Origin of the sequence: Ureibacillus sp. FSL E2-3493 (assembly GCF_038077515.1) — a bacterium.
Classification (GTDB): Bacteria; Bacillota; Bacilli; order Bacillales_A; family Planococcaceae; genus Ureibacillus; species Ureibacillus halotolerans.
Genome location: NZ_JBBOPK010000001.1, coordinates 2,328,076 through 2,354,458, shown reverse-complemented (window position 1 = coordinate 2,354,458; position 26,383 = coordinate 2,328,076). Strand labels below are relative to the sequence as shown.

Annotated in this window: 23 protein-coding genes; 16 read left to right on the top strand and 7 right to left on the bottom strand. The window is 36.3% G+C overall.

Annotated features, from left to right (window positions below; genetic code table 11):
• Positions 1 to 28: 28 nt before the first annotated feature.
• Complete coding sequence (locus tag MHH69_RS12125) at positions 29 to 451, bottom strand: DUF4279 domain-containing protein (protein ID WP_341362437.1); 423 nt, start codon at positions 449 to 451, stop codon at positions 29 to 31.
• Between the two features lie 419 nt (positions 452 to 870).
• Complete coding sequence (dhaK, locus tag MHH69_RS12120; RefSeq protein WP_341362436.1) at positions 871 to 2,613, bottom strand: dihydroxyacetone kinase subunit DhaK; 1,743 nt, start codon at positions 2,611 to 2,613, stop codon at positions 871 to 873.
• Positions 2,614 to 2,841: 228 nt separating this feature from the next.
• On the opposite strand from dhaK, the gene MHH69_RS12115 reads away from it, so the two are divergent.
• The 3 genes from MHH69_RS12115 to MHH69_RS12105 all read left to right on the top strand — a co-directional run bounded on the left by MHH69_RS12115 (position 2,842) and on the right by MHH69_RS12105 (position 5,999).
• Positions 2,842 to 3,663: a GNAT family N-acetyltransferase gene (locus tag MHH69_RS12115; RefSeq protein WP_341362435.1), complete on the top strand. Its 822-nt coding sequence runs from the start codon at positions 2,842 to 2,844 to the stop codon at positions 3,661 to 3,663.
• Between the two features lie 189 nt (positions 3,664 to 3,852).
• Positions 3,853 to 4,875 (top strand): DUF3231 family protein, encoded by a 1,023-nt coding sequence (locus MHH69_RS12110; RefSeq protein ID WP_341362434.1) that lies wholly within the window; start codon positions 3,853 to 3,855, stop codon positions 4,873 to 4,875.
• A 389-nt stretch (positions 4,876 to 5,264) separates the two neighbouring features.
• On the top strand, positions 5,265 to 5,999 hold the full coding sequence (locus MHH69_RS12105; RefSeq protein WP_341362433.1) for a hypothetical protein: 735 nt from the start codon (positions 5,265 to 5,267) through the stop codon (positions 5,997 to 5,999).
• A gap of 427 nt (positions 6,000 to 6,426) precedes the next feature.
• On the opposite strand, the gene MHH69_RS12100 is transcribed toward MHH69_RS12105, so the two are convergent.
• Positions 6,427 to 8,214, bottom strand: coding sequence for a bifunctional metallophosphatase/5'-nucleotidase (locus MHH69_RS12100; protein ID WP_341362432.1), 1,788 nt, complete (start codon positions 8,212 to 8,214; stop codon positions 6,427 to 6,429).
• A gap of 478 nt (positions 8,215 to 8,692) precedes the next feature.
• On the opposite strand from MHH69_RS12100, the gene MHH69_RS12095 reads away from it, so the two are divergent.
• From MHH69_RS12095 to MHH69_RS12035, 13 genes are all read left to right on the top strand, one after another.
• On the top strand, positions 8,693 to 9,199 hold the full coding sequence (locus MHH69_RS12095) for a tripartite tricarboxylate transporter TctB family protein (protein ID WP_341362431.1): 507 nt from the start codon (positions 8,693 to 8,695) through the stop codon (positions 9,197 to 9,199).
• A 12-nt stretch (positions 9,200 to 9,211) separates the two neighbouring features.
• The gene (locus tag MHH69_RS12090) at positions 9,212 to 10,483 is read left to right on the top strand and encodes a tripartite tricarboxylate transporter permease (RefSeq protein WP_341362430.1); all 1,272 of its coding nucleotides are present in this window, start codon (positions 9,212 to 9,214) and stop codon (positions 10,481 to 10,483) included.
• A complete protein-coding gene (locus MHH69_RS12085; RefSeq protein ID WP_341362429.1) occupies positions 10,435 to 10,728 on the top strand; it encodes a hypothetical protein in 294 nt (97 codons plus the stop codon). Before MHH69_RS12090 ends, MHH69_RS12085 begins: the two co-directional genes overlap by 49 nt.
• 19 nt (positions 10,729 to 10,747) lie before the next feature.
• Positions 10,748 to 11,710, top strand: coding sequence for a tripartite tricarboxylate transporter substrate binding protein (locus MHH69_RS12080; protein ID WP_341362428.1), 963 nt, complete (start codon positions 10,748 to 10,750; stop codon positions 11,708 to 11,710).
• A 16-nt stretch (positions 11,711 to 11,726) separates the two neighbouring features.
• Positions 11,727 to 12,746 carry a mannonate dehydratase gene (locus MHH69_RS12075; protein ID WP_341362427.1) on the top strand — a complete coding sequence of 340 codons (1,020 nt, stop codon included), beginning with the start codon at positions 11,727 to 11,729 and terminating at the stop codon, positions 12,744 to 12,746.
• A 13-nt stretch (positions 12,747 to 12,759) separates the two neighbouring features.
• On the top strand, positions 12,760 to 14,271 hold the full coding sequence (gene garD, locus MHH69_RS12070) for a galactarate dehydratase (protein WP_341362426.1): 1,512 nt from the start codon (positions 12,760 to 12,762) through the stop codon (positions 14,269 to 14,271).
• 57 nt (positions 14,272 to 14,328) lie between these two features.
• Positions 14,329 to 15,267, top strand: coding sequence for a 5-dehydro-4-deoxyglucarate dehydratase (gene kdgD / locus MHH69_RS12065; RefSeq protein ID WP_341362425.1), 939 nt, complete (start codon positions 14,329 to 14,331; stop codon positions 15,265 to 15,267).
• Entirely contained in the window at positions 15,254 to 16,714 is a 1,461-nt protein-coding gene (gucD, locus tag MHH69_RS12060) for an alpha-ketoglutaric semialdehyde dehydrogenase GucD (protein ID WP_341362424.1), read from the top strand. The genes kdgD and gucD overlap by 14 nt, the downstream gene beginning before the upstream one ends.
• Before the next feature lie 6 nt (positions 16,715 to 16,720).
• The gene (locus tag MHH69_RS12055; RefSeq protein WP_341362423.1) at positions 16,721 to 18,025 is read left to right on the top strand and encodes an MFS transporter; all 1,305 of its coding nucleotides are present in this window, start codon (positions 16,721 to 16,723) and stop codon (positions 18,023 to 18,025) included.
• A complete protein-coding gene (locus tag MHH69_RS12050; protein WP_341362422.1) occupies positions 18,025 to 19,371 on the top strand; it encodes an enolase C-terminal domain-like protein in 1,347 nt (448 codons plus the stop codon). The genes MHH69_RS12055 and MHH69_RS12050 overlap by 1 nt, the downstream gene beginning before the upstream one ends.
• 72 nt (positions 19,372 to 19,443) lie before the next feature.
• Positions 19,444 to 20,127 (top strand): FadR/GntR family transcriptional regulator, encoded by a 684-nt coding sequence (locus MHH69_RS12045; protein ID WP_341362421.1) that lies wholly within the window; start codon positions 19,444 to 19,446, stop codon positions 20,125 to 20,127.
• Between the two features lie 378 nt (positions 20,128 to 20,505).
• Positions 20,506 to 21,075: a restriction endonuclease gene (locus MHH69_RS12040; protein ID WP_341362420.1), complete on the top strand. Its 570-nt coding sequence runs from the start codon at positions 20,506 to 20,508 to the stop codon at positions 21,073 to 21,075.
• A gap of 104 nt (positions 21,076 to 21,179) precedes the next feature.
• On the top strand, positions 21,180 to 21,881 hold the full coding sequence (locus MHH69_RS12035) for a hypothetical protein (RefSeq protein WP_341362419.1): 702 nt from the start codon (positions 21,180 to 21,182) through the stop codon (positions 21,879 to 21,881).
• A 105-nt stretch (positions 21,882 to 21,986) separates the two neighbouring features.
• On the opposite strand, the gene MHH69_RS12030 is transcribed toward MHH69_RS12035, so the two are convergent.
• The 4 genes from MHH69_RS12030 to MHH69_RS12015 all read right to left on the bottom strand — a co-directional run bounded on the left by MHH69_RS12030 (position 21,987) and on the right by MHH69_RS12015 (position 26,263).
• Entirely contained in the window at positions 21,987 to 23,048 is a 1,062-nt protein-coding gene (locus tag MHH69_RS12030; RefSeq protein ID WP_341362976.1) for an AbrB family transcriptional regulator, read from the bottom strand.
• 111 nt (positions 23,049 to 23,159) lie between these two features.
• Positions 23,160 to 24,125, bottom strand: coding sequence for a VOC family protein (locus MHH69_RS12025; RefSeq protein WP_341362418.1), 966 nt, complete (start codon positions 24,123 to 24,125; stop codon positions 23,160 to 23,162).
• A 39-nt stretch (positions 24,126 to 24,164) separates the two neighbouring features.
• The gene (locus tag MHH69_RS12020) at positions 24,165 to 25,334 is read right to left on the bottom strand and encodes an acyl-CoA dehydrogenase family protein (RefSeq protein ID WP_341362417.1); all 1,170 of its coding nucleotides are present in this window, start codon (positions 25,332 to 25,334) and stop codon (positions 24,165 to 24,167) included.
• 32 nt (positions 25,335 to 25,366) lie between these two features.
• Positions 25,367 to 26,263 carry an alpha/beta fold hydrolase gene (locus tag MHH69_RS12015; protein WP_341362416.1) on the bottom strand — a complete coding sequence of 299 codons (897 nt, stop codon included), beginning with the start codon at positions 26,261 to 26,263 and terminating at the stop codon, positions 25,367 to 25,369.
• Between the last annotated feature and the right edge of the window lie 120 nt (positions 26,264 to 26,383).

The following is a 26,383-nucleotide window of genomic DNA, read 5'->3' as shown; positions in this document are numbered from 1 at the left end:
ATACTTTATAGAAAATTTAGTTCTTTGTCTATTCGATAACATTGTTATAAATGTCAAATTGATATTCAGCGCCTACTTTATGAGCAAATTCTATTAGCCTATGATTAATAACAAGACCTCGGGTTTGATAACTATTAAAGTAAATAACGGTCATGATATGACATTTCAAATTGAACCTTTCCTTATATTTCTTGATGATTTCTGCAGAATCAAATAAGGAATCTATAATTTGGTTAATGGGTTCTTGGGGGAAATCAGTTAGTATAGCATCTGTTTCAAGCCTCCAAGCAGTTTCATCTCTTACAAGTTTATGTTTACCAATTATAAATTCTTCTCCTTGTTTGTACGCGTCCGTTGGATTTATTCCTATCTCTTTTGTGAATTCTTCCAATGGAAAGTGATCTCCATATAAAGTAAAATAGACCATTGTTTTAGTGCAATACTCTTCCAAGTTGAACACCTCTCTTTATTTCTAAAATAAAGTATATGTAATTAAATGTAAACGTCCAATGATTTACAATATTTTAAAAGGAAGGGATATTATGTTAAAATGCTGAAAACTTTATTACCAATTTCGGCTGCTGTATTGATTTTTAGTTTTGTTGCCCCTACAAAACTACACAAGCATCAACTGTTGTAAATGATCAACGCTAGTTGTATATACACCCCATCAGAAAATCGGATTCGTGATTTTCCTAATAGACATTTTCATCGCATTATTGAAGTGAAATTGGTTGTGGTACAACTATTGAAGTACAAATATGATGTGTTTATTAATAAGTAAATCTGATCGCTACCGATAGGATATTTTAAAAAAACAAAGCCTGCTCAATTAAACATTTGAGCAGGCTTTTCATGTTTTTAAATTCTTTATTGTTGGGTATCTTCTGCCAGGGCAGTAAAGATTACACCTAGTCCGTATGCGCCGGCATCTGGGTAGCCTAAACTACGTTCGCCGACAGTGCCTGCACGTCCCATTCGTGCAACAATATGTTTAGTCGATTCGGCACCTTTAACGGCTGCTTGTGCACCACGAGTGAAGCTTTCAGCAAATGTTGCACCTTCATTTGCAGCATCACCCCAAGCATCAACACATGGTACAAGGGCATCAATTAACGTTTTATCTCCGACAACAGCACCGCGTCCAAATGAACGTTCACCAGTCGTTTGGATACCATTAACTGCGGCTTGTAGCATTTCTGCAAAATCAGAAACCGTTAAAAATTCCTTACCTTCAATGGCTTTTCCAGCTGCGCGGAAAGCAGAGCCCCAAATTGGACCAGATGCACCGCCACAATGTTCCATAATGATCATGGAGCAATTTGCTAAAAATCCACTCATCGAAGTTTCGGATGTAAGTTCAGGCCATTCACGTTTTAATTGTTTAAAACCTTTTGCGATACTCGTTCCGAAGTCACCATCACCTGCATGGGCATCAAGCTCACAGAAAGATACTTCGTTTTCAATAATGACCTCGCTCATTTTGTCGATGTAATAGTGTAAATTCTCTAACGTAAATTGTTCGCCTTGGATTTTAGCAAACTGTTTCTCCATTTCCACTTTAAATGAAGGTTCTTTTGTTGTAGTTGTTTGTTCTGATTGAACCATTTGAATCGGTGCTGCCTCTCCGTCTACTTTTAAAGCTGGTGTAGAAGCAGGGGCGTCTATATATTGTTTTAGTTCGTCATCTAATTTTAAAATCGATAAGGATGCACCCGCCATATCGATGCTCGTCATATAATTACCTACAAATACGCGATGAACGTGGACGCCTTTTTCAAAGAGTGAACGAATGACACTATTGTTCAATACATATAGCTCCTGAAGTGGTGTTGAACCAAAGCCATTCACTAATACAGCTGCTTCCTTTACTTCGCCTAAGTCTTTTAATAAGTCATTTACCATTCGATCAGCAAGCGCATCCGCACTCATCATTTTTTCACGGCGGATACCCGGTTCACCATGAATACCAACACCATATTCCATTTCGTCCTCTTCTAATGTGAAGGTTGGTGTCCCTTTAGCTGGAACGGTACAAGAAGTCAATGCAAAACCGATGCTACGTACTTGTGATGCCGCTTTTTCTGCAATTTTTTTAACCGTTGCAAGGTCAAACCCAAGTTCAGCTGCAGCACCTGCAATTTTATGGACAAAAATGGTACCAGCAACTCCGCGGCGTCCAACTGTATATAAGCTATCTTCTACAGCGATATCGTCATCCACTTTTACGTAGTCTACTAAAATGCCGTCTTCTGCAGCAAGGGCGGCACCGTTTTTAAAATTCATCATGTCGCCGGAGTAGTTTTTAATAATCATTAAAACACCATTGTCAGTTGCTACTTGTTTAATTGCTTGATAGACTTGAATTTGAGATGGGGAAGCAAAGACCTCTCCGCAAACTGCTGCATCGAGCATTCCAGTACCTACAAATCCTGCATGGGCTGGCTCGTGACCGCTTCCACCACCACTAATTACACTTACTTTATTTTCTTTCCCTTTACGTCGAGAAATCACTTTATATTTTTCATTTAATTGAAGTTCTGGATGAGCTAGTACAAGTCCATGACACATTTCCATTACCAAATGTTCTGTTTGATTCAATAATTTTTTCATCAATAAAACCTCCTTTTTGTAAAACCTTAACTTGTCCTACTCTTAAATAATACCTGATATTTTGACTTTTGAGGATGAAAAGGGGAACAGTAATACGAATTAAAACGCTCTTACGCCCCAGTTAGTTGCAGGTGGATACGAATACGAGTAAATTGTTCTTCCATCTAATATGCCAACATAAAATTAAATTCGGAAGTAGAAAAAACTATACGAAAAGTAGGTTATAGGATGAATATAAAAACAATTGATACATGTACACTAGGAGATATCATTACAATTTGGAATGAAGGATTTTCAAATTATTTTGTACCGGTTTACAATGATCAAAATACCTTTATTAAACGTCTAGCTAATGAGGATTTAGATGTGGCATCTTCCTTTATTGTAGAAGAAGACGGGGTGCTACAAGGGATTTTTTTAAATGGATTTCGTGAAAATGACGGAGAAGTAGTGGCATGGAACGGTGGGACTGCTGTACATCCAAATGCTAGAAGAAAAGGGGGAGGACAGCTGCTCCTAGAAAAGAGCATAGAAGAATATAAAGCTCGTAATGTGAAACGGGCAAGCCTTGAAGCAATTAAAGAAAATACAGGTGCGATTTTACTTTATGAGAAACTGGGCTACAAAATAAAAGATGAACTGATAATCTTTAAAGGTAGTGTGAAAAAGAAGGGTACCCTTAATGTTGAGTTTACACATCCTGAACGACTATCACAATTAACGATATATAATAAAGATGTTCCTTGGCAATGTCATGTGAAAAGTAACTTAACTGCTCAAGCTGCCGTGTTTTACAATCAATTCAATGATCCGATTGGTTATGTACTTTATCAGCAATCAGATGGGGAAACGAAACAGACAAGATTTATACAAATTGAACTTCTAGATATGGTTTCACAAGATGAATTTTGTGTAATGGTAACTACCATTACACAAGGTGGCAATTTTACAACAGTCAATACCCCTCTTTCTTCACGAGCTGCTCAATATTTCATTAACTTAAACATTGATGAAATGATCCGTCAAGTATGGATGGAAAAAGAGATATAATTCAGGTGCTTTAACTTTCAGAGAATATGTGGATATTTAATAGATTTTACGTCGAGAAAACTTATCTCGGCGTTTTTTATTGTGATGTTAATGAAGCAATGAAATAAAAATTTGTTTGAGGGCACAATTTAACGACAGAATATAATACCGGATGGGGTGACATACTGAAGTTAAAAAGGAGCGAAAAAGATGGGGAATCTTAAACCGATTAATTTAAGTTCATATAAAACAAATCCTTCCGAAAAACTAACGTCAGCAGAAATGGCTAAACTATGGGCTACTTATATGGGAAATAGTATGGCTAAATATATTTTGCTTTATTTTCTTAATCACGTTAAGGATGAGGATATTAGAACTTTATTAGAAAATGCGTTAACGTTAAGTGAAAATTTTGTGAAAACATCGAAAGAGATTTTTATAAAAGAAAATTATCCGGTTCCTATAGGGTTTTCAGAAGAGGATGTAAATCTAGATGCCCCACGTTTATTTCAGGATGAATTTTATGTTCATTATTTAAAATATACTTCAAAAGCTGGAATGAGTATTTATAACGTAGCTATACCCCTCGTGTATAGAAAAGATGTAAAAGAATTTTTTAGATATTGTATGGATTCTACTTTAGATTTATTGGAACAAACGAATGAAATATTAATGCATAAAGGGCTTATTATGAAACCACCATTTATACCCATTCCAAATGAGGCGAAATTTGTTCATGAGGATTTTTTAAATGGCTACTTTGGACACGTACGATCATTGCATGCACTAGAAATTACCCATCTTTACGATTTAATCGAGAGTAACACGACGAGTAAGGCATTGATTCATGCATTTACCCAAGTAGTAAAGGATGAAAAGATTCGAAAATTGTTCGAAAGAGGAGAAGACATTACAACAAAAGGTATTGAGAATTGTATGAAGAAGTTATATGAAGAAAATTTACCTTCGCCAACTTTTTTGAATGATCTAGTAACATCTTCTACTTTTTCGCCTTTTTCGGATAAGCTAATGCTTTTCCATAAGTTAGATATGTATACTCTAAAAATTAGGGCTTTAGGGAATGCGATAGCCGTAAATGGAAGACGTGATATTGGGCAACTATATTCAAAGGCTTTAGTGAGAAATGCAAGTTTTGTTCATGAGGCATCATCTATTATGATTGAAAAAGGTTGGTTTGAACAACCACCGAGTGCCGCAGATAGAGAAAACTAATTTATGTTAAGTATTTAGAAATCTGTTCTATCATCCTTTTGGACTTATTAATACCACAATTTGTACATTATGATCCATAACAAAAAGTCTTGAAACCAATCATGACAGGTTTTAAGGCTTTTTTACTCGGAAAACTCTGTGAAAGGAAATATCATTAAGGAAATGAAGTTTTTTAGATAAAAAAATTTAAAAGTCTGATCTACGTAATCGAACTTTAATTTGCAAAGTGTATGTATTTCAAACTTATTCCAATCGTAATAATATGATTTTCTTAATTAAAATTTTGTTTTCATAATTAGTCAAACAATTGATTCAAAGTTATAGAATATAAATATTTAATAATAATTACCACTTTGTCGATATAGATGAATGAAAAGGAGGTAATTTTAGTGAATTTAATGGAAATATTATTTAAGGGGATAGGAATTACAACTGCAATTTCTGTTGGACTTAGTTATTTGAAATTTGCTATAGATATTTTAAGTATAAGTGAAATAGAAAAAAGTTTTTTTTCTAACTCTAAACGTTTTATGATTTTCTTTTCAAAAGTATTTTTTATTAGTTTAATATCTAGTATTATTATTTTCCCGATTTTACTTTACCATTATGAGAATTTTAATGATAAAGGGGAAATGTTAGGATTAGTTTTATTTACCATAGTATTAACTTTTATAATTTCAATCATTATTTTATCTATTGACAATCTATTTAAAGTAAAAGTTAAATTTTCTTTTAAAGAAGAAAATAAGGAATGGAAAATTGAAAAATGGGTAAGTAAGGATAAACTTTTAGCTAGTAATACTAATAAAACTTTTAAATATTTTGAGATAAATTATATTATGAATAAAGAAATTTCAATGGAATTAATAAAAGTGCCCAATCTTTGGATGTATGATTTTTTTCTTAAGAAAAATTTAAAAAAGTTAAAGATTACTCTTTTAATTATTTTGGTAATTTTTATTGTAGTGATGTTAATTATTAAATCAACAATCTGGAAAGCGTTTTTAGGTACTTTCGGAATTCTTTTATACGGATTTTATTTTTATATTTCTTATATACAAAGAATTGATAACAATTTGAAGATTTTTTCAAGCGAAGAAATTGATAAAGCAAGGAAACATTGATTTCTACTTTATTAAAACTTCCACCCAAAATTAGACTTTATATTAATATAATAATTCAAGTATTCAAGGATTAAGGTTAATATAACCAAGTTTGACGTTCGTAAAATAATTACTTTTATAAAGTCTTTAATTATTAAAAGTAATAATATAAATTTATATCGAGTAATGGACTGTGTTGCGTGTGCTAGAAGAATTAAATTTTTAGTTAGTTTAGATAGAATTTTTTGATATCTAACAATTGATAGAAAGAATTAATAAAACTAATTAATGACTGCTTTTGGGTTTTCAAACTAAGCATAGATAATGCATGCCTATAAATCTACAAATTAACTCTAATATCAGGATATTAGAGTTAATAGATTGAAGTAGTTAAAACTATAAAAAAGTCAGCGTTTTTTTAAAATCGCCGACCTATTTTATAAAGAATCTATTCAGTTAAAGACGTGACGCGATTAAGGGCGGGTGGCTCGATTACTTGTTTTTCTTCTAAATATTCCATGAATGCCCAATAATCGGTCATGACTCGTTCTGGGTCTGTATATTGTTTAAATGTTGGATAACCATCTGCCCCAATGACCATGTAGGCTAATGCTGCTACACGATAAGATTTGTTAAGATCAAGTGGTTCGCCGTTAATGATGACATTTTCTGGATTGATTTTTTCATTAATCGGTTTATTTTTGTTGTAAGAATAATGAACATTTTCCGAGACAGCAATTGGATTGAAGGTAACCGTCCCATCTCCTTTTAAAGTCCATTGTTCTTCTAAAATTTGTTTAATTTGTTGGCCAGTTAACGTAACAACTAATAACGGGTTTTGGTAGCCATAGGCATGCCAAGCTTCTCCGAAAAGAATTTGTCCATCGCGATCTGCAGGATTTGCCCCTTTGTTATACAAAAGATCACCCTTTAATGGACTATTTGCTGTTAAAGCAAAATCAGCAGGATTGTTAGCTTTTCGTCCTGTTTCATAATGTACATCGGCTATAAGATTTGCCATAGAGCTTTCTCCGTTACTATTCCGTGTACGAGTAATATCTCCCGTTAATTGGGCTACAGGTTCCGCGTAACGTTCCGTCCCACGCTCGTCCCAGTAGGAAACAATTTTATCGATTACTGGATCTGGTTGTACATCCCGTGTCACTGGATGGTTTGTTGATGTCGTTAATTTTCGAACAGCATCCTTTGTTTGTGGATCAATATAAAGGTTAATTTCATTTAGTAACTTTCCGTGATTGGCTGCTTCTACAACGGGTCGAGGATTTCCGTTCGGATCATTAATGAAACAATTGAATTTTGCATGCCAATGACCAGTCACAATTGCATCAATGGCAGGTGAAGCTTCTTTTGCAAATTCATGAACCGGACCACTCGGATTTATACACCCATTGAAATCTGAACCTGAACTTTGGGCAGTGCCACCTTCATGAACGACCGCTACAATCGTTTCTACTCCCTTTTTTTGTAATTCTTCTGCATATTGATTAGCTGTTTCCACTAAAGAATCCGCTATTAATACACCTTCTTGAAAGGAGGTAGATCCTTTAATCGTCTCTTCCGTTGTAAGTCCGATAAAGCCAACCTTCATCGTCCCGCCATGCTGATTTTTAACGTTTTTAATCGTATAAGGTTTTAATACTTGTTTACCGCTATCTTCGTATCGAATATTAGCTGAAAGGATATCGTAATCAGCTCCTTTAAAAGGTGACCCTGTTGAATCCACGAAACAACTATCCACATCTTTTTCTCCAAAACATTTTCCTTTAATCATATGCTCTGTTAAAAACTCAACGGAAGCATCGAATTCATGATTCCCCGTAACGGAAAAGTCTAAACCGATAGCATTCATCAATTCAATTGTAGGTTCATTGTGATGGGCTGCAACGGTAAAAGGCCAACCGCTAAAGTCATCTCCAGCTGAAAAGAAAATCGAATTTTCATGCCCCGCTTGTAAATTTTTAACGTGGGTAGCTAAATAGGCAGCACCACCAACCTTTAAAGGACCATCTGGAGAGACAATTTCACCGTTCGATTGGTCATTTAATGCAGGAAGATACCCGTGGAAGTCCGTAATACTAATCAATTGGACATTCACGAGTTCTTCTTTTTGTAAATTATTTTCTTCTGCCAATGTTTGTGAGGGACTGATCAAGATGTTACTAACGAATGTAAAAATGAGAGAGAAAAATAGAAATCTTTTTATCTTTTTACTCAAAAACTTCTCCTCCTTTACCGGTTTTATTCAATATTAGAAAAATAATATGTAGATAATTGTGCATAATTGTAAAATTATATTACTGTTCTGTATTTTTTTGGATGGTTGTTAAAGTATAGAATTTCGATTAAACATGGAAACTTTGTGAGCACCATAAAAGAGTTGTCTACTTAGTATTAGCTAATGATGTTAGGAACATTAGTTTACTTTCAAAATATATTTTATTAGAGGAATCCAATGTTTTTAATAGATTGAACTGTGTATACCGAATTTATAGAGGAATAATAATTTATATGAAAGCAACGGATTTAACTTAATTGGTTAGTTTAAGATTAAATCTGCTGCTTTTTTACTTTTTTTGAATCGAATGAACCATTTTCTATTGATTTAAAAAGATACCAAAAAATGTATTGACTTCTTTTGTAATATTGTCTTACAATTAATTTATCAGAAAATTCGCTCAAGGGGAGGGGGAAAAATGGTTCAAACTAAAATCGACTTTATAACTGGGGGAGTTATAGCGGTCGTTGCTGTCATTATGTTTTCAATTACTTTTTCATTTGAAGCATTTGTAGGAACTGCCGTTGGAGTTGGAGTCGAGTTTATGCCACGAGTTATAGCGGTGTTAATGTTTATAACAGCTGGGGTCATCATTCTAAATGCTTATCGGAACCGTGGTAAACAAGTAAAAGTAATTGATGGTGAAACTGGGTTAGAAGTAGAGGAAGAAGATCCGAATAGTAAAAATTATAAAAAACTAAGTATAAGCCTAGGAGCAATGATTCTTTATGCACTTTTAACTCAGTTGATAGGTTTTTTATTGGCTTCAATTCTTTATCTCATTACTCAAATGTTTATTTTATCGGATAGTGATAAGAAAAAGCTTATTTTAATTACGATTATTTCTGTTGTAATGTCAGTCATTGTGTATTACATCTTTAGAAATATCTTTTATGTTATGTTACCTCAAGGATTTTTAGGGTAAGGGGGGAATAAAATGATCCAAAGTTTGATTGAAGGTTTTGGCAATGTTTTAAGCATTTCTACAATTCTATTAATCTTAGGTGGAACTATTCTAGGATTAATTTTTGGTTCAATTCCAGGGCTTACAGCAACGATGGCAGTAGCTATTTGTTTACCGATCACATACGGTATGCATCCAATAGCAGGGATGTCCCTTTTAATGGGTTTATATATAGGTGGCGTTTCCGGTGGTTTAATACCTGCCATTTTATTAAAACTGCCAGGTACACCGTCATCAATTGCCACTACATTTGATGGCTATCCTTTAGCCCAAAAAGGGGAAGCAGGGAAGGCATTTTCTTTTGCAATTGTTGCATCCTTTTTAGGTGGGTTGGTAAGTATTTTTTTATTAATTATGGTAGCGCCACCCCTTGGACAAGTTGCATTGCAATTTGGACCATATGAATACTTTGCTATTGTCATCTTCTCATTAACATTAATTGCAAGTTTATCAGGAGATTCATTACCAAAAGGGATTTTAGCAGGTTTACTTGGGATTGGTTTTGCTATGGTTGGTTCTGCACCAATTGACGCCTTTCCACGATTTACATTTGGTATTTCAGCATTTGATGCCGGGTTTGATTTAATGCCGGTATTAATAGGGTTATTCGCAATATCTGAAATATTACTTGTTGCGGAAAAACGGGGTTATCAAGCATTAAAAGTAAATATAAAAAAGATTAAATATAAAGTACCGCTGAAAGAATACTTAGAAGAAAAATGGAATTTCGTCAGATCAGCTGCTATCGGTATTGGGATTGGAATATTGCCAGGTATCGGTGGAGGTACAGCGAATTTAATAGCGTATGCTGCGGCTAAAAATTCTTCAAAGAAGCCAGAGGAATATGGAAAGGGGACTCCAGGAGGGGTTGTTGCATCGGAGACATCAAATAACGCAGCTATAGGTGGTGCCCTTATCCCGTTAATGTCTTTAGGGATTCCTGGTGATACAGTGACGGCCATGTTATTAGGAGGTCTAGTGTTGCATGGATTACAGCCAGGACCATTACTTATTCAAAATAATGCAAGCGTGGTATATGGCATATTTGCTGCACTATTAATTGCAAACGTTTTCATGGCTGTCCTATTATTTTTAGGTATGCGCGGATTTGTCCGTTTACTAAGTATCCCACAATATATTTTATTGCCAATTATTATGATTCTTTGTGTTGTCGGTGCTTACGTGTTAATAACCGTATGTTTGATGTGTATGCATTATTATTCTTTGGCTTTATCGGTTACTTAATGTTGAAGGCACGAATTCCATTAACACCTATGGTATTAGGATTCATATTAGGACCACTACTAGAAACAAATTTACGTCGTGGTTTAATGCTATCACAAGGCGACTTTACGCCATTTGTAACAGAGCCGATCGCCGCATTGTTCTTATTTGTAACAGTAGCTTCGATTGGTTGGAAAATATTCAAGTCGATTCAAGCGAAGAGAAAAGCGAATCAGTCAAATGAAAAAGTTGCTTTAGACAATTAAAAGGGGAGGTTTATTTAGAATGAAAAAATATTGGGGAATTTTACTTACCGCATTCATGGTATTGTTACTTGCAGCATGTAGCAGTACAGCAACAGGAGAGAAAAATGGATATCCGTCGAAACCAATTGAAATTGTAGTACCAGCGGGTGCGGGGGGCGATACTGACTTAAATACTCGTACATTAGCAAAATATTTAGAGAAAGAATTAGGAACATCTCTTGTCGTTTCAAACGTAACAGGTTCAGGGGGGACTGTCGGAGTTAGTAAAGTGTTAGATGCTACACCCGACGGACATACAGTGTTAGCCTTTCATAACTCCATGTTATTAAACGATATTTATGGCTTATCTGATCAATCGATTGAAGACTTTAAATTTGCTGGAACTGGCGTTTTAGACCAAGCAAACACGTTTGTCGTTTCAAAGGATAGTAAATTTAAAACGTTAGAAGAGTTAATCGAATACGCCAAAGCAAATCCGAAAAAGGTAACGGTAGCAACTGAAATGGGATCGATGACTTATATTCAAGTGATGGAGTTCCAACAAAAAACAGGTGTTGAATTAAATATTGTCGACATTGGTGGTGCATCCGATAAATTGACAGCTTTACTAGGTGGGCGAGTAGATATTTTGCCAACATCGTTAGGTTTTGTGAAAAGTTATCTTGATTCAGGAGACTTCGTTTCCCTTGGAATTCTTGCTGAAGAACGATTAGAATCTGCTCCAGATGTGCCAACATTTAAAGAACAAGGTGTTGATATGACAATCGATAAAGTATATTATTGGGGCTTCCCGAAAGATACACCAGATGAGGTCGTACAAACATTTAGCGAGGCAATGGAAAAGGTTGTAGCAAATGAAGAGTTCCAAGAAGAGATCCGTCAGTATTGGGTAGAGCCTGTATTTTTAAATAGTGAAGAAACACAAACAAAACTTCAAGAATTATATGATCACTATGAAACGGTTAAAAATACAGCGGAATAATAAAGGGGTGATTTAAATGAAAATTTCAGTAACTGTTAATACGACCGATCTTTCTGATTTGGATTTGCAGCAAATGGTACAGCTAGGAATAGATTGTGTCGACTTCGGAATCGGTCATTCCTTTAAAGGAGTTAAAGAACAAGGCTATCCTGATTTAGATGAACTATTGAAGTTAAAAAAACGATTGCGTAGCTGGGGATTAGAAATGAATCGGGTCACACTCCCTAATATTACATCTGCCTTTATGGAAGAACAGCCTGGTAGTGAAAAAGAGCTGGAAAACTCGGTGAATGCAGTAAAAGTATTTGGAGAGGCGGGAATCAATATTGTCAGACAGCGTTTTGAAGGTGATGTATTTTACGGTCGTTCCCAAAGCTATAAATCGATTCAACGGGGAGGTTTAATTGGGCGAGGCGAGAGTGTTGGTTTATTAAAAGAAAAGACGCCGACTCCAACAAAGGAACAACTAACCCGCTGGTGGAGTCATTTTCAATGGGCATATCGAGAAATTGTGGAAGTGGCACTAGACTATGACGTTAATGTTGCGATGCACCCATCTGACACGCCACACCCGGATTCCCCTTTTGGCGGAATTGGTCTGCATCGAATCATTGATGACTTTCCTCAAAAAAATGTAGGATTTGTCTATTGTATCGGAACGAGAGCTGAAGCAGGTGGTTCTTCCCTTGTAATGGATGAAATCAACCATTTCGGAAGAAAGAATCGTATTTTCCTAGTTCACTTCCGTAACGTACGAGGAAGTCTTCCGACAGCAGGTGCCTTTGAAGAAGCGATGTTAGATGATGGGGATTTAAATATGTTTAAAATTTTACTGGAGTTAGACAAAGTTGGATATGACGGATGCATTAATCCAGATCATGTTTTAACCTTTGCAGGCGATACACCCGATTTAGATGACAAATGGGCATTTTCAAATATTGGCTGGAAACATTCTAGCTTAGGTTTTGCCTATTCTATCGGCTATATGAAAGCTCTCCTTAATGCATTGGTGGAATATAAAGGTAAAGCTTATTAGGAGGTGAAATAGATTGGAGAATAAACAACCACTCTATATTCAAGTCCATCCAACAGATAATGTGGCTATTGTGGCGAATGCTGGTGGAGTTGAAAGGGGTACCCGTTTTCCAACAGGCATCATCGCAGAAGAGAGAATCCCACAAGGTCATAAAATTGCTTTGTGTTCCATAAAGGAAAATGAAATGATATATCGATATGGTGAAGTGATTGGTTACGCAAAAGAACCTATTGAGGAAGGGGCATGGGTCCACGAAGGTCGCATTCATTTACCGACTCCTCCGACCCTTGATAAGTTGCCATTGTCCAATGCAACATCTGTTCCAGTAGAACCATCAACTCGAACATTTTTAGGTTACCGTAATAGGAATGGTACAGTAGGCACAAAAAATATATTGGGCATTACGACGAGTGTTCAATGTGTTGCTGGTGTTTTAGCATACGCAGTTGAACGGATTAAGAAAGAGTTACTTCCATTATATAAAAATGTGGATGATGTAATCTCCCTTATCCATACTTACGGTTGCGGCGTTGCGATAAATGGGGAAGGCGCAGAAATTCCAATCCGAACAATTACGAACCTTTCACAACATCCTAATTTTGGTGGTGAAGTTTTAGTTATTGGACTTGGTTGTGAGAAACTTCAACCTCATGTCATAACAGATTTTGACAACGATATTATATCATTGCAGGATCAACATGGTTTTGAGGCAAATGTTAAAGAAATTTTAAAAAGGGCAGATGAAAAACTTCAAACATTAAATAAGCGAAAAAGGGAACCTATTCCGATTCATGAACTTGTCATTGGCGTGCAATGTGGTGGAAGTGATGCCTTCTCTGGAGTTTCAGCGAATCCGGCAGTAGGATATGCAGCTGATTTACTTGTGAGATCAGGAGCGACCGTCCTATTTTCCGAAGTTACTGAAGTAAGGGATGCGATTCATTTGTTGACGCCTCGCGCTGTAAATGAAGAAGTTCGTGAAGCATTAATAAGGGAAATGGCTTGGTATGATGATTATTTAGCAAAAGGGAATGCGGATCGAAGTGCTAATCCATCGCCTGGGAATAAAAAAGGCGGATTATCTAATGTAGTTGAAAAAGCATTGGGATCCATTGTCAAATCAGGAACGAGTCCAATTGTTGATGTACTGGCACCTGGGGAACGGGTTCGTAAAAAAGGATTGAACTTTGCTGCAACGCCTGCAAGCGATTTTGTTTGCGGAACGCTTCAAACAGCTTCAGGTATTCATTTGCAAGTTTTCACAACTGGTCGGGGAACTCCGTATAACTTACAAGCAGTACCAGTTATAAAAGTTTCAACGACAACAACATTAAAGGAAAAATGGCATGACCTCATCGATATAGATGCGGGAACGATTGTAACAGGTGAGGCGACTATTGAGGAAGTTGGAACGGCTTTATTTGAATATATTTTAAAAGTGGCAAGTGGAGAAGAGGTTACTTGGGCAGATCGTTGGGGTATTGCCAATGACTTGGCATTATTTAATCCGGCACCAGTCACTTAATATTTGTCTTACAATATTACAATAGAAAATTAAATAAATGGAAAGAAGGTCGTCTTTATGCAAACGAAAGAAATTCCAACAGGTATTTTAGGTTTCCCGGTTACACCAATGAACGATGATTTATCGATTGATTATGTGGCTTTTCAACGGAATATTGAATTTTTAATTGAAAATGGCTTAGAATCTATCTTTATTGCATGTGGTGCGGGTGAATTACACGCTATTAATATAGAAGAATATGAGCAGTTAATTGTCAAAGCTAAAGAAGTTGTAAAAGGTCGAGTTCCGGTTTATACAGGAGTCGGGGGAAACATTACGACGGCATTACAGCAAACAAAATTATCGGCACAACATCAAATAGATGGTTATTTAATTTTGCCGCCATATTTAATAGATCCTTCCCAAGATGGAATTTATGAATATGTGAAAACAATCGCCGAAAGTACACCATTAAATGCCATTGTATATCAACGGGATAATTGTATTTTGACATTAGATACATTAAAAAAGTTAGCAAATATTCCACAATTAAAAGGGTTCAAAGATGGGGCAGGGAATATCGAAACAAATGTGGAATTTACTCAAGCATTAGGTGATCGTTTTGTTTGGATAAACGGCATGCCCCTTGCAGAAGTTACGATGCCAACATATATCAATATCGGGTATGCTACCTATTCTTCTGCCATCTCGAACTATATCCCATATGTTTCAAAGCAATACTTCGAAGCGCTACAAAATGGGGATAAAGAAAAAGTAAAAGAAATTTACGACGATATTATTTTCCCGATTCATCACATTCGAAAGCAAAAGAAAGGATATGCTGTTTCGCTAATTAAAGCGGGGATGGAAATTATTGGATTACCAGTAAGTAATAATGTTCGACCTCCTATTGCTCCGGTAGAGCCGGAACATTATGAAGCGCTTAAGGCTATCGTTGCAAAGGCTAAGGAAAAATACGGTAATTTAAAAGGAGATGGATCATATGTCGGTAACTAATCAAGAACGAGAAGTAAAAGTGTATGGCAATTATATTAATGGTGAATGGGTGAATTCAGCGACTGGTCAAGTATCTGAAAGTACCAATCCGGCCAAACCTTCTGAAATAGTAGGAATCGTACAAAAGTCTTCTGTTGAAGAAGTAAACGAAGCCTTTACTGCAGCGAACGAGGCCCATAAATCATGGAGCCGCCTTGCTGGTCCTGCTCGCGGTGATTACTTATTAAAGGTATCAAATATATTAGAAGAACGATTAGACGATATTGCATTAACGATGACAAAGGAAATGGGAAAGACATATGTAGAAGCAAAGGGAGAGGCGGCCCGTGGCGTTGCCATCTTACGTTATTATGCAGGGGAAGGAATGCGTTCAACGGGAGATATAATTCCTTCTAGCGACTCCAGTGCATTGATGTTCACAACCCGTGCCTCCCTTGGTGTTGTTGGAGTGATCACACCTTGGAATTTCCCTATTGCAATTCCTATTTGGAAAATAGCACCTGCCCTCGTTTATGGCAACACAGTAGTCTTAAAACCAGCTAACGAAACATCTGTTACAGCGGCAAAAATTATAGAGTGTTTTGATGAGGCGAAATTACCAAAGGGTGTCATCAATTTAGTAACTGGTTCAGGAGCAGTAATTGGGGATGCGATGTTAGCAAATCCATATATTAAAGCTGTTACGTTTACGGGTTCAAATACAGTTGGTAAACATATTGGTCGTCAAGCTTTTGAGCGGGGAATTAAATATCAGCTTGAGATGGGCGGTAAAAATCCAGTTATTGTAGCAGAAGATGCGGATTTAGATTTAGCGGTAGAAGCGACAATTAACGGAGGGTTAAAATCGACTGGTCAAAAATGTACAGCTACAAGTCGTGTCATTGTCCATGAATCCGTTTATGAAGAATTTAAACAGAAATTAATGTCGGAAACGGCAAAAATTACAGTTGGAAATGGCGAAGATTCATCTACTTGGATGGGGCCATGTGCAAGTGCTTCCCAGTTAGAAACAGTTTTATCTTATATTGAAATTGGTCAACAAGAAGGGGCAGTGCTACTCCAAGGGGGAGAGCGGGTTGAAGGAGAAGGCTACTTTGTGACGCCTGCCATTTTTGAAAATGTTACACCGGATATGCGAATTGCACGGGAAGAAATTTTCGGGCCAGTTCTTTGTTTGATGAAAGTATCAAGCATGGAAGAAGCGGTTGAATTAGCCAATGATTCAGACTTTGGATTAAGTGCATCTATTTTTACAACAAATATTCAAAAAATGTTGACGTTTATTAATGAAATGGATGTAGGACTCGTACGTATTAACGCAGAAAGTGCAGGAGTGGAGTTACAAGCACCATTCGGTGGAATGAAACAATCAAGTTCCCATTCAAGAGAGCAAGGACGCGCTGCCATCGAATTCTTTACCTCGATTAAAACTGTCTTTGTGAAGTAATGACCTATGATTGATTCAAAAATTCGGTACCGAATACTTTTTATCGTTTTCTTCATCACCGCATTGAGTTTTGCTGATCGGGCAATTGTCTCCATAGCAGGAGATGCTATTAGCGAAGATTTTCAAATCGATGGGGTAATTTTAGGGTTAATGTTCTCAGCATTCAGCTTCACATATGTGATTGCTCAAATCCCAGGCGGAGTACTTGTTGATACGTTTGGACCGAAAAGAATTCATATCATATTAATAGCGATTTGGACGGTACTTTTATTCGGCCATGGTGTAACACCATGGCTTCCTATATCATTAATGGCTACTACTTTTATTGTTTTGAGGGCATTAACGGGACTTGTCAGTGCACCAATGTTTTCTGTCAATTCTCGGGTCGTAGCTGAATGGTTCCCCGTAAAGGAACGGGCCTTTGCGACATCCATTTATACATCTTCCCAATATTTATCCGTTGTTTTATTTGTCCCGATATTTGGGTTTATCTCTATGCAATATGACTGGTCCATCATCTTTTTAATGATGGGAATCGCAATGGCATTCATATTAATCCTTTGGATAACCTATTTTCGATTGCCGTTGGAGCATCCAAAAACTTCGGAGGCGGAGCGAGCCTTACTTCAAGAAAAGAAGGAAGTGCAACGTGAAGAAAAGAATATTGTATTTGATAAAAAACCCGTCCGACAGTTATTAACGAATCAAATGACAGTAGGTATTTATATTGGACAATATTGTTCAGCTGTCATCAATTACTTTTTTATGACATGGTTTCCGCTTTATCTCATCCATACATCTGATATAACCGTATACGAAACAAGTCTTTATATGATTTTCCCGGCGTTAGGAGCTTTTATTGGTTCACTTATGGCCGGCTACTTTTCAGATCGATTATTGGCAAAAGGGTATTCCCATACCTTTTCTCGTAAATTACCCATTACAATCGGATTAATCGCAAGCTCTTTGATTATTAGCTTAATATGGATTCAATCAGTTATTATTGCTGTTATTTGCGTAACAGTTGTTTTGTGGGGAAGAGGCTTTAGTGGATTGGGTTGGACGTTAGTAACGGAAACAGTTTCAAAGGAGTTTATTGGAATACACAGTGGTATTTTTAATACTTTTTCAAATTTATCCGGCATAACTACGCCTCTCGTTATCGGCTATTTATTTGAAACGCAACAAAATTTTAATGGGGCTATTTTATTTATTGGTGCCCATAGTCTGTTTGCAATTGCTACTTATCATTTTCTAGTGAAGGAAATTCGGGAGTTTAATATGAATTTTAAAGTAGTGGAGGAATCGTAATGGAAACGGTAAAACTTACTTCTGCTGTTCCTGTGATTCGGGATGTGCAAGTGTTTCCTGTGGCAGGATATGACAGCATGTTATTAAATTTAAGTGGAGCTCATAGCCCCTTTTTCACTCGGAATGTTTTAGTAATAGAAGATAGCGTGGGGAATATTGGCGTTGGGGAAGTACCTGGTGGTGAAGCGATAGCGAAAACGATTGAGGAAGCGATCCCCCTTATTTTAAATAAAAAAATTGGTCAATACAAAACGATACTTTCATCGATTCGTCAACAATTTTCGTATAAAGATAAAGGGGGGAGAGGTTTACAAACCTTTGATTTACGTACTACCATTCATGTTGTCACAGCAGTAGAAGCAGCGTTACTTGATCTATTAGGGCAACATTTAGAAGTGCCGGTATGCGATTTATTAGGTGAAGGGCGACAACGGGAAAGCGTAAAAATGCTTGGTTATTTGTTTTATATCGGGGACCGTAATAAAACGGATTTACCTTATTTGACAGGTGAAGGTGCAGAAGATGATTGGACCTATTTACGCCATCAAGAAGCATTAACGCCGGAAGCCATTGTGAAATTAGCAGAAGCAGCCTATGAACGTTATGGCTTTGAAGATTTTAAATTAAAAGGTGGCGTGTTATCAGCAGAAGAAGAGATGGATGCCATTGAAGCCCTTAACAAACGCTTTCCTAATGCAAGAATTACTCTCGATCCGAATGGTGGTTGGACGTTAGAAGAAGCAGTTAACGTGATGAAAAAGCGCGGTCATTTACTTGCATATGCTGAAGATCCATGTGGTGCTGAACATGGCTATTCTTCTCGTGAAATAATGGCGGAATTTAAACGACGCACAGGATTAAAAACTGCGACGAACATGGTTGCAACAGATTGGCGTCAATTCGGTCATGCCCATAGTTTACAGTCCGTTGATATTCCTTTAGCTGATCCCCACTTTTGGACAATGGAAGGATCGGTAAAAGTGGCGCAACTTTGCCATGAGTGGGGGTATACATGGGGCTCCCATTCGAATAACCATTTTGATATTTCCTTGGCAATGTTTACCCATGTTGCAGCTGCTGCACCAGGGGAGATTACAGCTATTGATACCCACTGGATTTGGCAAGATGGACAACGGTTAACGAAGGAACCATTTCAAATTCAAAAGGGGGAAGTAGTTGTACCAACGAAACCTGGACTAGGAATAGAGTTGGACTGGGATGAATTGAAAAAAGCAAATCAATTATATAAGGAACAACAACTAGGCACCCGTGATGATTCTGTAGCTATGCAATATTTAATTCCGAACTGGGAATTCAATCCGAAAAAACCTTGCCTAATTCGCTAAGAAATTCTGCACTATTTCATATATAATTATTAATAAATCATATAGATGATTAGAATAGGTGAGTGAGTAGGATTGAATAAATTTTCGGCTGGAAATATTAAACGAGCGACACTTTCCCAGCAAGTGCTTGATAACATTGTCAATTTGCTAATGAGTGGTCAGTTAAAGCCTGGAGATCGACTACCTTCTGAATTGGAACTAATGGAGCAATTTGCTGTAAGTCGTCCTGTATTGAGAGAATCGTTAAGTGCATTGGAAACTTTAGAGATTGTTACAAGAAAACCGAGGGATGGTACAATTATTAATGATCGAATTAGTAGTTCTCCGTTCAAAGCGATGTTAGCTTTATCGATTAATGATGTGCCCGCTATTATTGAAGCCCGTATGGTTTTAGAACTCGGCCTTGTTACAATGGCGTGTGAAAAAATTACGGATGAAGAGTTGGAGAAACTAAAACGTACGATTGATTTAATCGAGGAAAATCGGGATACGGATTACGGATATTTGGATCAAGAATTTCATCGTATTATTGCAGCGGCGGCAGGAAATCCCGTTGTAGAGGGCATGATTGTGGCGCTGCTTATCGCACATAAAAAGACGGACAGCTTGATTACTCGTCGTGATCCCGATATTACAATTGAGCATCACTTAGCCATTTATTTGGCATTAAAACAAAGGGATCATATCGCTGCCTACAATGCGATGTATAAACATTTATCCTTTGTTCGTTCGAAAATTTTAGGCAAACAATTATAGTGAATAATCGCTATCGAAATGATTAATGGAGTAAAGGACAAAATGAATAAATGGACATTAATTAGCAGGAAATTTATTCAAATACTTTCTCCCTCTTAAGGTTTTCAACATGTAAAAGCGCTAAAATGCGCTTTTATTTTTTATATTGAGGAAACGTTTGTACCAAGGGTGTTATTGAAATAATTCGAAATGATAATTATTGTAAGAGTTGAAAGACTTAAAGTAGAGATTTTTAATCTCATTATTGTTAATGAATTTAATAAATAGTCGAAATTAAATAAGAGAATAACTAATTCATATTTACTAATTAGCAATATTTATAGTCTATAAATATTTATAAAATTCATTAGCATTAATATAAGAAAGATGGTTAAAAAAATGGCTAGGAGAAAGAAACAAAATCCAATTGAAGAGTTGATTGGAATATTATTTGTAATGATAGTCTTAGGAGTATATTATTTGAATAAATCATGGGGTATTGCATTTAGCGTAGGTATTATCTATATTGTGGGTGTAATCATCATATTTATATTAATAGAAACTATTCGAAAAGCTAAACTTCGAGAATCTGGTATTGAGGAAATCGATAATATGACTGGGATACAATTTGAAAAATATCTAATGGTACTTTTTCAAGATTTAGGATATTTGGTTAAATCAACACCTAAAACGGGAGATTTCGGTGCGGATTTAATTTTGCAGAAAGACAAAAGGAAAGTTGTAGTTCAAGCAAAGAGATACAAGAAAAATGTTGGAATTAAGGCTGTTCAAGAAGTAACTTCAGCAATTAAATACTACAACGCAAATGAAGCATGGGTAGTCACAAACAGCTTTTTTACAAAAGCTGCTATAGAGCTTTCTGAAAGTAATCATATTACCCTAATTCATAGGGATAAATTAATGGATATAATAATCTCAAATAAAAAGCAAAAGAAAATGTCAAAATAATAGAAAAGGAAGACAAATTTTAAATTGCGAGCATTTTTTTAAATAGCACTCTTCTTAGTTTCCATTGCAGCTTCTGAAAAAATTATAGAAAGGTAGTTATTTAATTGCATCTAAATGAAAAATTAAAAGATATGGTAAAACCATATAATAATAATTTCGATTTACCGTATTTTCGACCTTTCGTTCGTAAGGGCAATCAGACTGAAATTGATATTTTTTTAATAGGCATTAATCCTGCAACTCCAATCTGTAAAAAACACATGGATATGGATAAATACATAAATTTACTTTTAGATTATGATCGTTTTTACGAAGAATATGAAAAAATACGGTTAGACAATGGAAAGTCTAAAATTTCTAGAACAAGAACTGGAATTGTGAATTTCATCGAAGATGTTAGTTCTCAAACTGGGAAATCTATTTTAGAAACGAATATTATTCCATATCCAACAAAAAATTTGAAGTGTCTCAATAAAGTCCCAGAAGAAATAAAAGATTATGCAAAGAAAATATTTTTTTCTATTTTATTAGAGTATTCTCCCAAAATACTTATTGTTTTCAGTAAAACTAGTTTGGAGTCTTTAATAGAACTCTTGTATAAAAAAGAAATTATAAATTATAAAATTGAAATAAGAAAAACTATTAAAGAGTTGGAAGATAGCAAAACTCCCGTTATTGAAATTATTTATCCTAATGGTAAAAAAGGGGCTATATTTTGTTGTAGACATTTAATGTATCACGGTATAAATGGTAACAGTTTTTTAAAATTCAAAAGAAATTTAATTGAATATATTAATAAATTATAAAATTTGTTCCTATTCATATTCTAAATTTTAACTATGTTTGAAATAGCTACTTTAAGTTGAAACGCCCTAACGATTTTTTAATCATCAGAGCGTTTCTTTATTTTATCATGAACTTGCTTTTACTATAATATCCGGTTCATTTTGTTGGTCCTGTTCTCGTTTTTTCGCTGTATAGCCATAGTAAAATTTCAGAGCGGGCATAACGAGTAAGAAAATGAAGAGCAGCCTAAAAATTTGGAAGATGGAAACGATGGAGACATCGGCACCAATGGCATCTGCTAATAATACCATTTGATCGAGTCCTCCTGGTGCCGTACTTAAAAAGCTTGTGGCAAAGGAGTAATTTAAAAAATAGGAAACGATAAAGCTAGAGCCGTACGTTAAACCGATTAGTCCTACTGCACTCAAAATACCTGCTACTAAATATCGGACGGGCAACTTGACCATATGGGGCTTTAACATAAGACCGATATGTGCGCCGATTAATAGTTGGGCTGCATTCATAACAGGTGCAGGTAACGGAGCCAAATCAATCGCCGTAAATTGTAATCCAATAATAAGCAAGATGGGGGTTAAAAAATAGGCAACCGGCATTTTGAGCTGTTTTGCTACATAGGCACAACCCCAGGCGATTAAAATTAATGCGACTAAACTAAAGGTCATCGGGACATTCGTTGTTGGCTTACTTATCATATGACCAGAAACGATAAATGGGATGACAACAACGACTAATAATAGACGTACAATATGGAAATACGTTATGGCTGCTAAATCAACATCCTTTTCTTCCTCAGCAAAGACGACAATTTGCCCTAAACCTCCAGGAATCGTTCCTAAGATGGTCGACTTTAACGATAATTTTGACCATTTACTTAACCCAAACCCTAACAAAATGGAACTAGCAATCAATATCACATTTAATAGAAACATATAGAGTAGTAGTATGCCAATGCCACTAAAAAGGCTTAGGTTAAATTGTTCTCCTATGGCTACCCCTACAATAACTAGCCCGAAATCCCGTAACTTTGGAGACCATACTAATGTCCCTTTATAAAGAAATTGGGCAATCAGAATCGAAAAAATTGGACCGAGCATCCATGGAATGGGTATATGCATCCAGCTAAATATATACCCTCCAATTATCGCTAGAACTAATACTTTTAACATACCTTTCAACAACATCACCCTTTCTGACATATAGTCAGAACTTACGAAACCACCAAACATTCATTATGACTGAGTGAAATCATAAGGGAATGCTGGTGGTATAAATTTACTTTATGCTTTTACCGGCTGATCACGATTGACATCATCACGACGGCGATCTCCCCAGTAAGTAGATCCGTGTTTCAAATATTCATCGTAACTCCACTTAACTGGCTCCCAATCCGGTTCAAAAATTAAATAGCTATTTGTAAAAATTTCCACACGAAGACCGCTACCAGGATCTTTTACATAAATAAACATTGCTTGTGAAATTCCATGTTTACCAGGTCCAACAAAACCTACTTCATTTTCACATAAAATATCAGCAGCCCGTAATAGATCTTGTGAGTTATCTAACCAATAGGCAATATGGTGCATTTCATTCGGTCCCGTTGATTTTTTTGTCATCATCGCTACGTCGTGAACTAAGTTTGTTACGCTCATCCAGCTAGCTACTTGCACATCATCCGGGTTAACGAAGTATTCTCGAAGCTTGAACCCTAATGTTTCGGTTAAATATTGTACGATTTCTTTATTATCCATGGACGTTTGTAAATTAACATGGTCGATCCGTCGCGGTGAAACACCTTTAGCCCAAGATTTATAGACTTGGTTTTTCAAGACGGATTTACGTCCTTCTTCAGCCGCTGGTTTTTCCATATCGTAATAAATTTCGAAACGATGTCCACTTGGCAGTTCAAAACGGATTGCTTCACCTTGCCCAACTTCTTCACCATCTGCAATCCAACGTACATCTGTCCCTGCATCTTCTAATAGGCGAGCAAAGTTTGCCACATCTTCCTTGCGTTTTGCTTTCCAACCGATGTGGTCGATGTAAGAAGTTTCTCCAGCAGTAATCGAAAGGGTATGGTGCTCAAAATCACCCCATGCTCGTAAATAGTGGGTCCCGTTGACTTCTCGGGTTTCTTCTAAACCAATCACTTCTTTAAAAAACCATAACGATTTTTCTAAGTTTTCGGTTACTAATGCTACGTGTCCTAGTTTTGCAATTTCTGGTGCATAAATAAACTTTTCCATAATTTCACCTCATTTGTAGATTGAAAAACGGGCTATCTATTAACCTTGAATTCCTGTTTGAATACCAAATAAATGTCTACCATAACCATGGATTGCATCTTCGTATAACGATGTGATATGGGTTGCAATTGCCATCAAGTCACGTGTAAACATTTCAACTGGATGACCTTTAAGTAAAGCGTGGCCACCTAAAGTTAATAAACTTTTAACGCCAATATGAACACATTTATCGATAATGGAAGCGCGAATTGCTTTATATTTTGCCCCTTCATAAGGACCGCCTTTATCTTGTTCCATCATGATAATGTATTGATTTAATAGCGCTTTCGCAGCCTCCATCTCTAAGCTTAATTCAGCTAACACCCGTTGACTTGTAGGGGATTCTTTTTCTACAACACCGGAGAATCGAATTCGTCCAGCTGTATGTTTTTCAAATTCAGCTAAAATCCGTTCGGCGCCTCCAACTGCCATTGCTGCGAACCCTACATAAAAGCCAGGATAGAACGGTGTGTTGTAGTATAAATAATCTTGATCGAAATCCTTTTCTTTTGGTTGGCTGCACTCAATTATTTTACTGAAACGGATAATCGCTTCAGGCTTCACAAATACTTTATCGACGATGAGTGTATTACTTCCTGAACCACGTAAGCCGAGGGAATCCCATGTTTTCACGACTTCTAAGTCTGACACTTTTAAACAAATACCAACCCGTTCAGGCTTTTCTGCATCGTCAAATTTCATCATGGCTCCAACGCCGACCCAATCACAATAATTGATACCGCTTACAAAATTGTATTTACCTGAAACGTAATATCCGCCTTCAGCTTCTTCTACTTTTCCTACAGGTGCAAACACGTCCGCCACAAAGCCACCTTGGTTAACAACTTCATCCCGTAGTGGTTTGGGTAAATAAGATACCCACGCATTGTGTACCGAAAAGAAATAAGTGAGCCATGCCGCTGATAAGTTGTGATAACCAACTGTACTTACCATATCGACAAAGGTACGCCAGTCTAGTTGGGGGTATCCATATTCTTTCGGAAGAATTAATCGGTGAATGCCTTCCTTCCGAATTAAATTAGCAATATTTTCAGAGATGGTTGAATTTTGATCTGCTTCTAATGCTTCTAGTTCCGCAGCTTCTCCAATTTTTTTCGCCTTTTCGATTATTTCATCATAAAGCACTTTATTTTCAACAAGTACTACCATACAATCAGTCCTTTCAAATGGGATATAATCGATTACTTTGCAGTAACAGCTTCTTTATGGGTAAGGGCAAAAAAATCAATAACGAGTTGATTGACTAGTTTTGGTTGATCGGTTTGACATTGATGCCCACAGTTGTCAATGTACTCAAATTCAATGTTTGGAAGTAACTTTTCCAGCTTATAAGCGGTCTCGATGGATGCCACTGCATCTTGTTTCCCCCAAATAAATTTGCCAGGAACTTTTAGTTTTGGTAAGGAATCTTTAATACAGTATCGATCCCATAGTTTTGCATCCGTATTCATTTTTTCCAAATACTCATCAAATGCTTTATTTGCTTCTTTTACGCCTGGACGTGTAGCTGCTTGGTGGCGAAGTTGAATTAATTCTTCGGGAACTACTGTATCGCCAACAGAATTTCGATTCATAAATTTACGAAGGGATTCTTCTGTATAGTCGTAACCGATAACCTCTAAAAAGGATCTTAATTTTCTCTCAGGTACTTCTTGCATCGCTTGATAAATTGTATTACTGCCAATATAAACGATCTTTTTCACCTTTTCAGGATGATCAATAGCATATTTTGCTGCGACATAAGCTCCTTGGGAATTTCCGACTAGATACACTTCGTCGAGACATAATGCTTCAATAAAATCATGGACATGATCTACTAAACTTTGATGTCCATTAACTGGCCATGCATGGGGTCTTGTATCTGTAAAGCCCATTGATAATTGGTCTGGTGCATAAGCTCGATAGCCCGCTTCTGCTAAAGCAGGTAACATAAAGCGCCAACCAGCTGCACCACAAGCACCTGGACCTGCCCCGTGTAATAAAATGACTGCCGGGCCTTCCGTTCCTGCCCATGAATAATGAGTACGAACACCATTGGCTAACACCCAGCTATTATAAAAACCTTCGAAAATTGTCATGTGTTTTACCCCCTTGTTTTGTTTGATATCGCTTTTCTGAGTTCAGTATACAAGTTTAAATTTCGAAATATCATATTAATTTTTATTGAATCAATAGTATGAATCTTTAAAATTTATTGA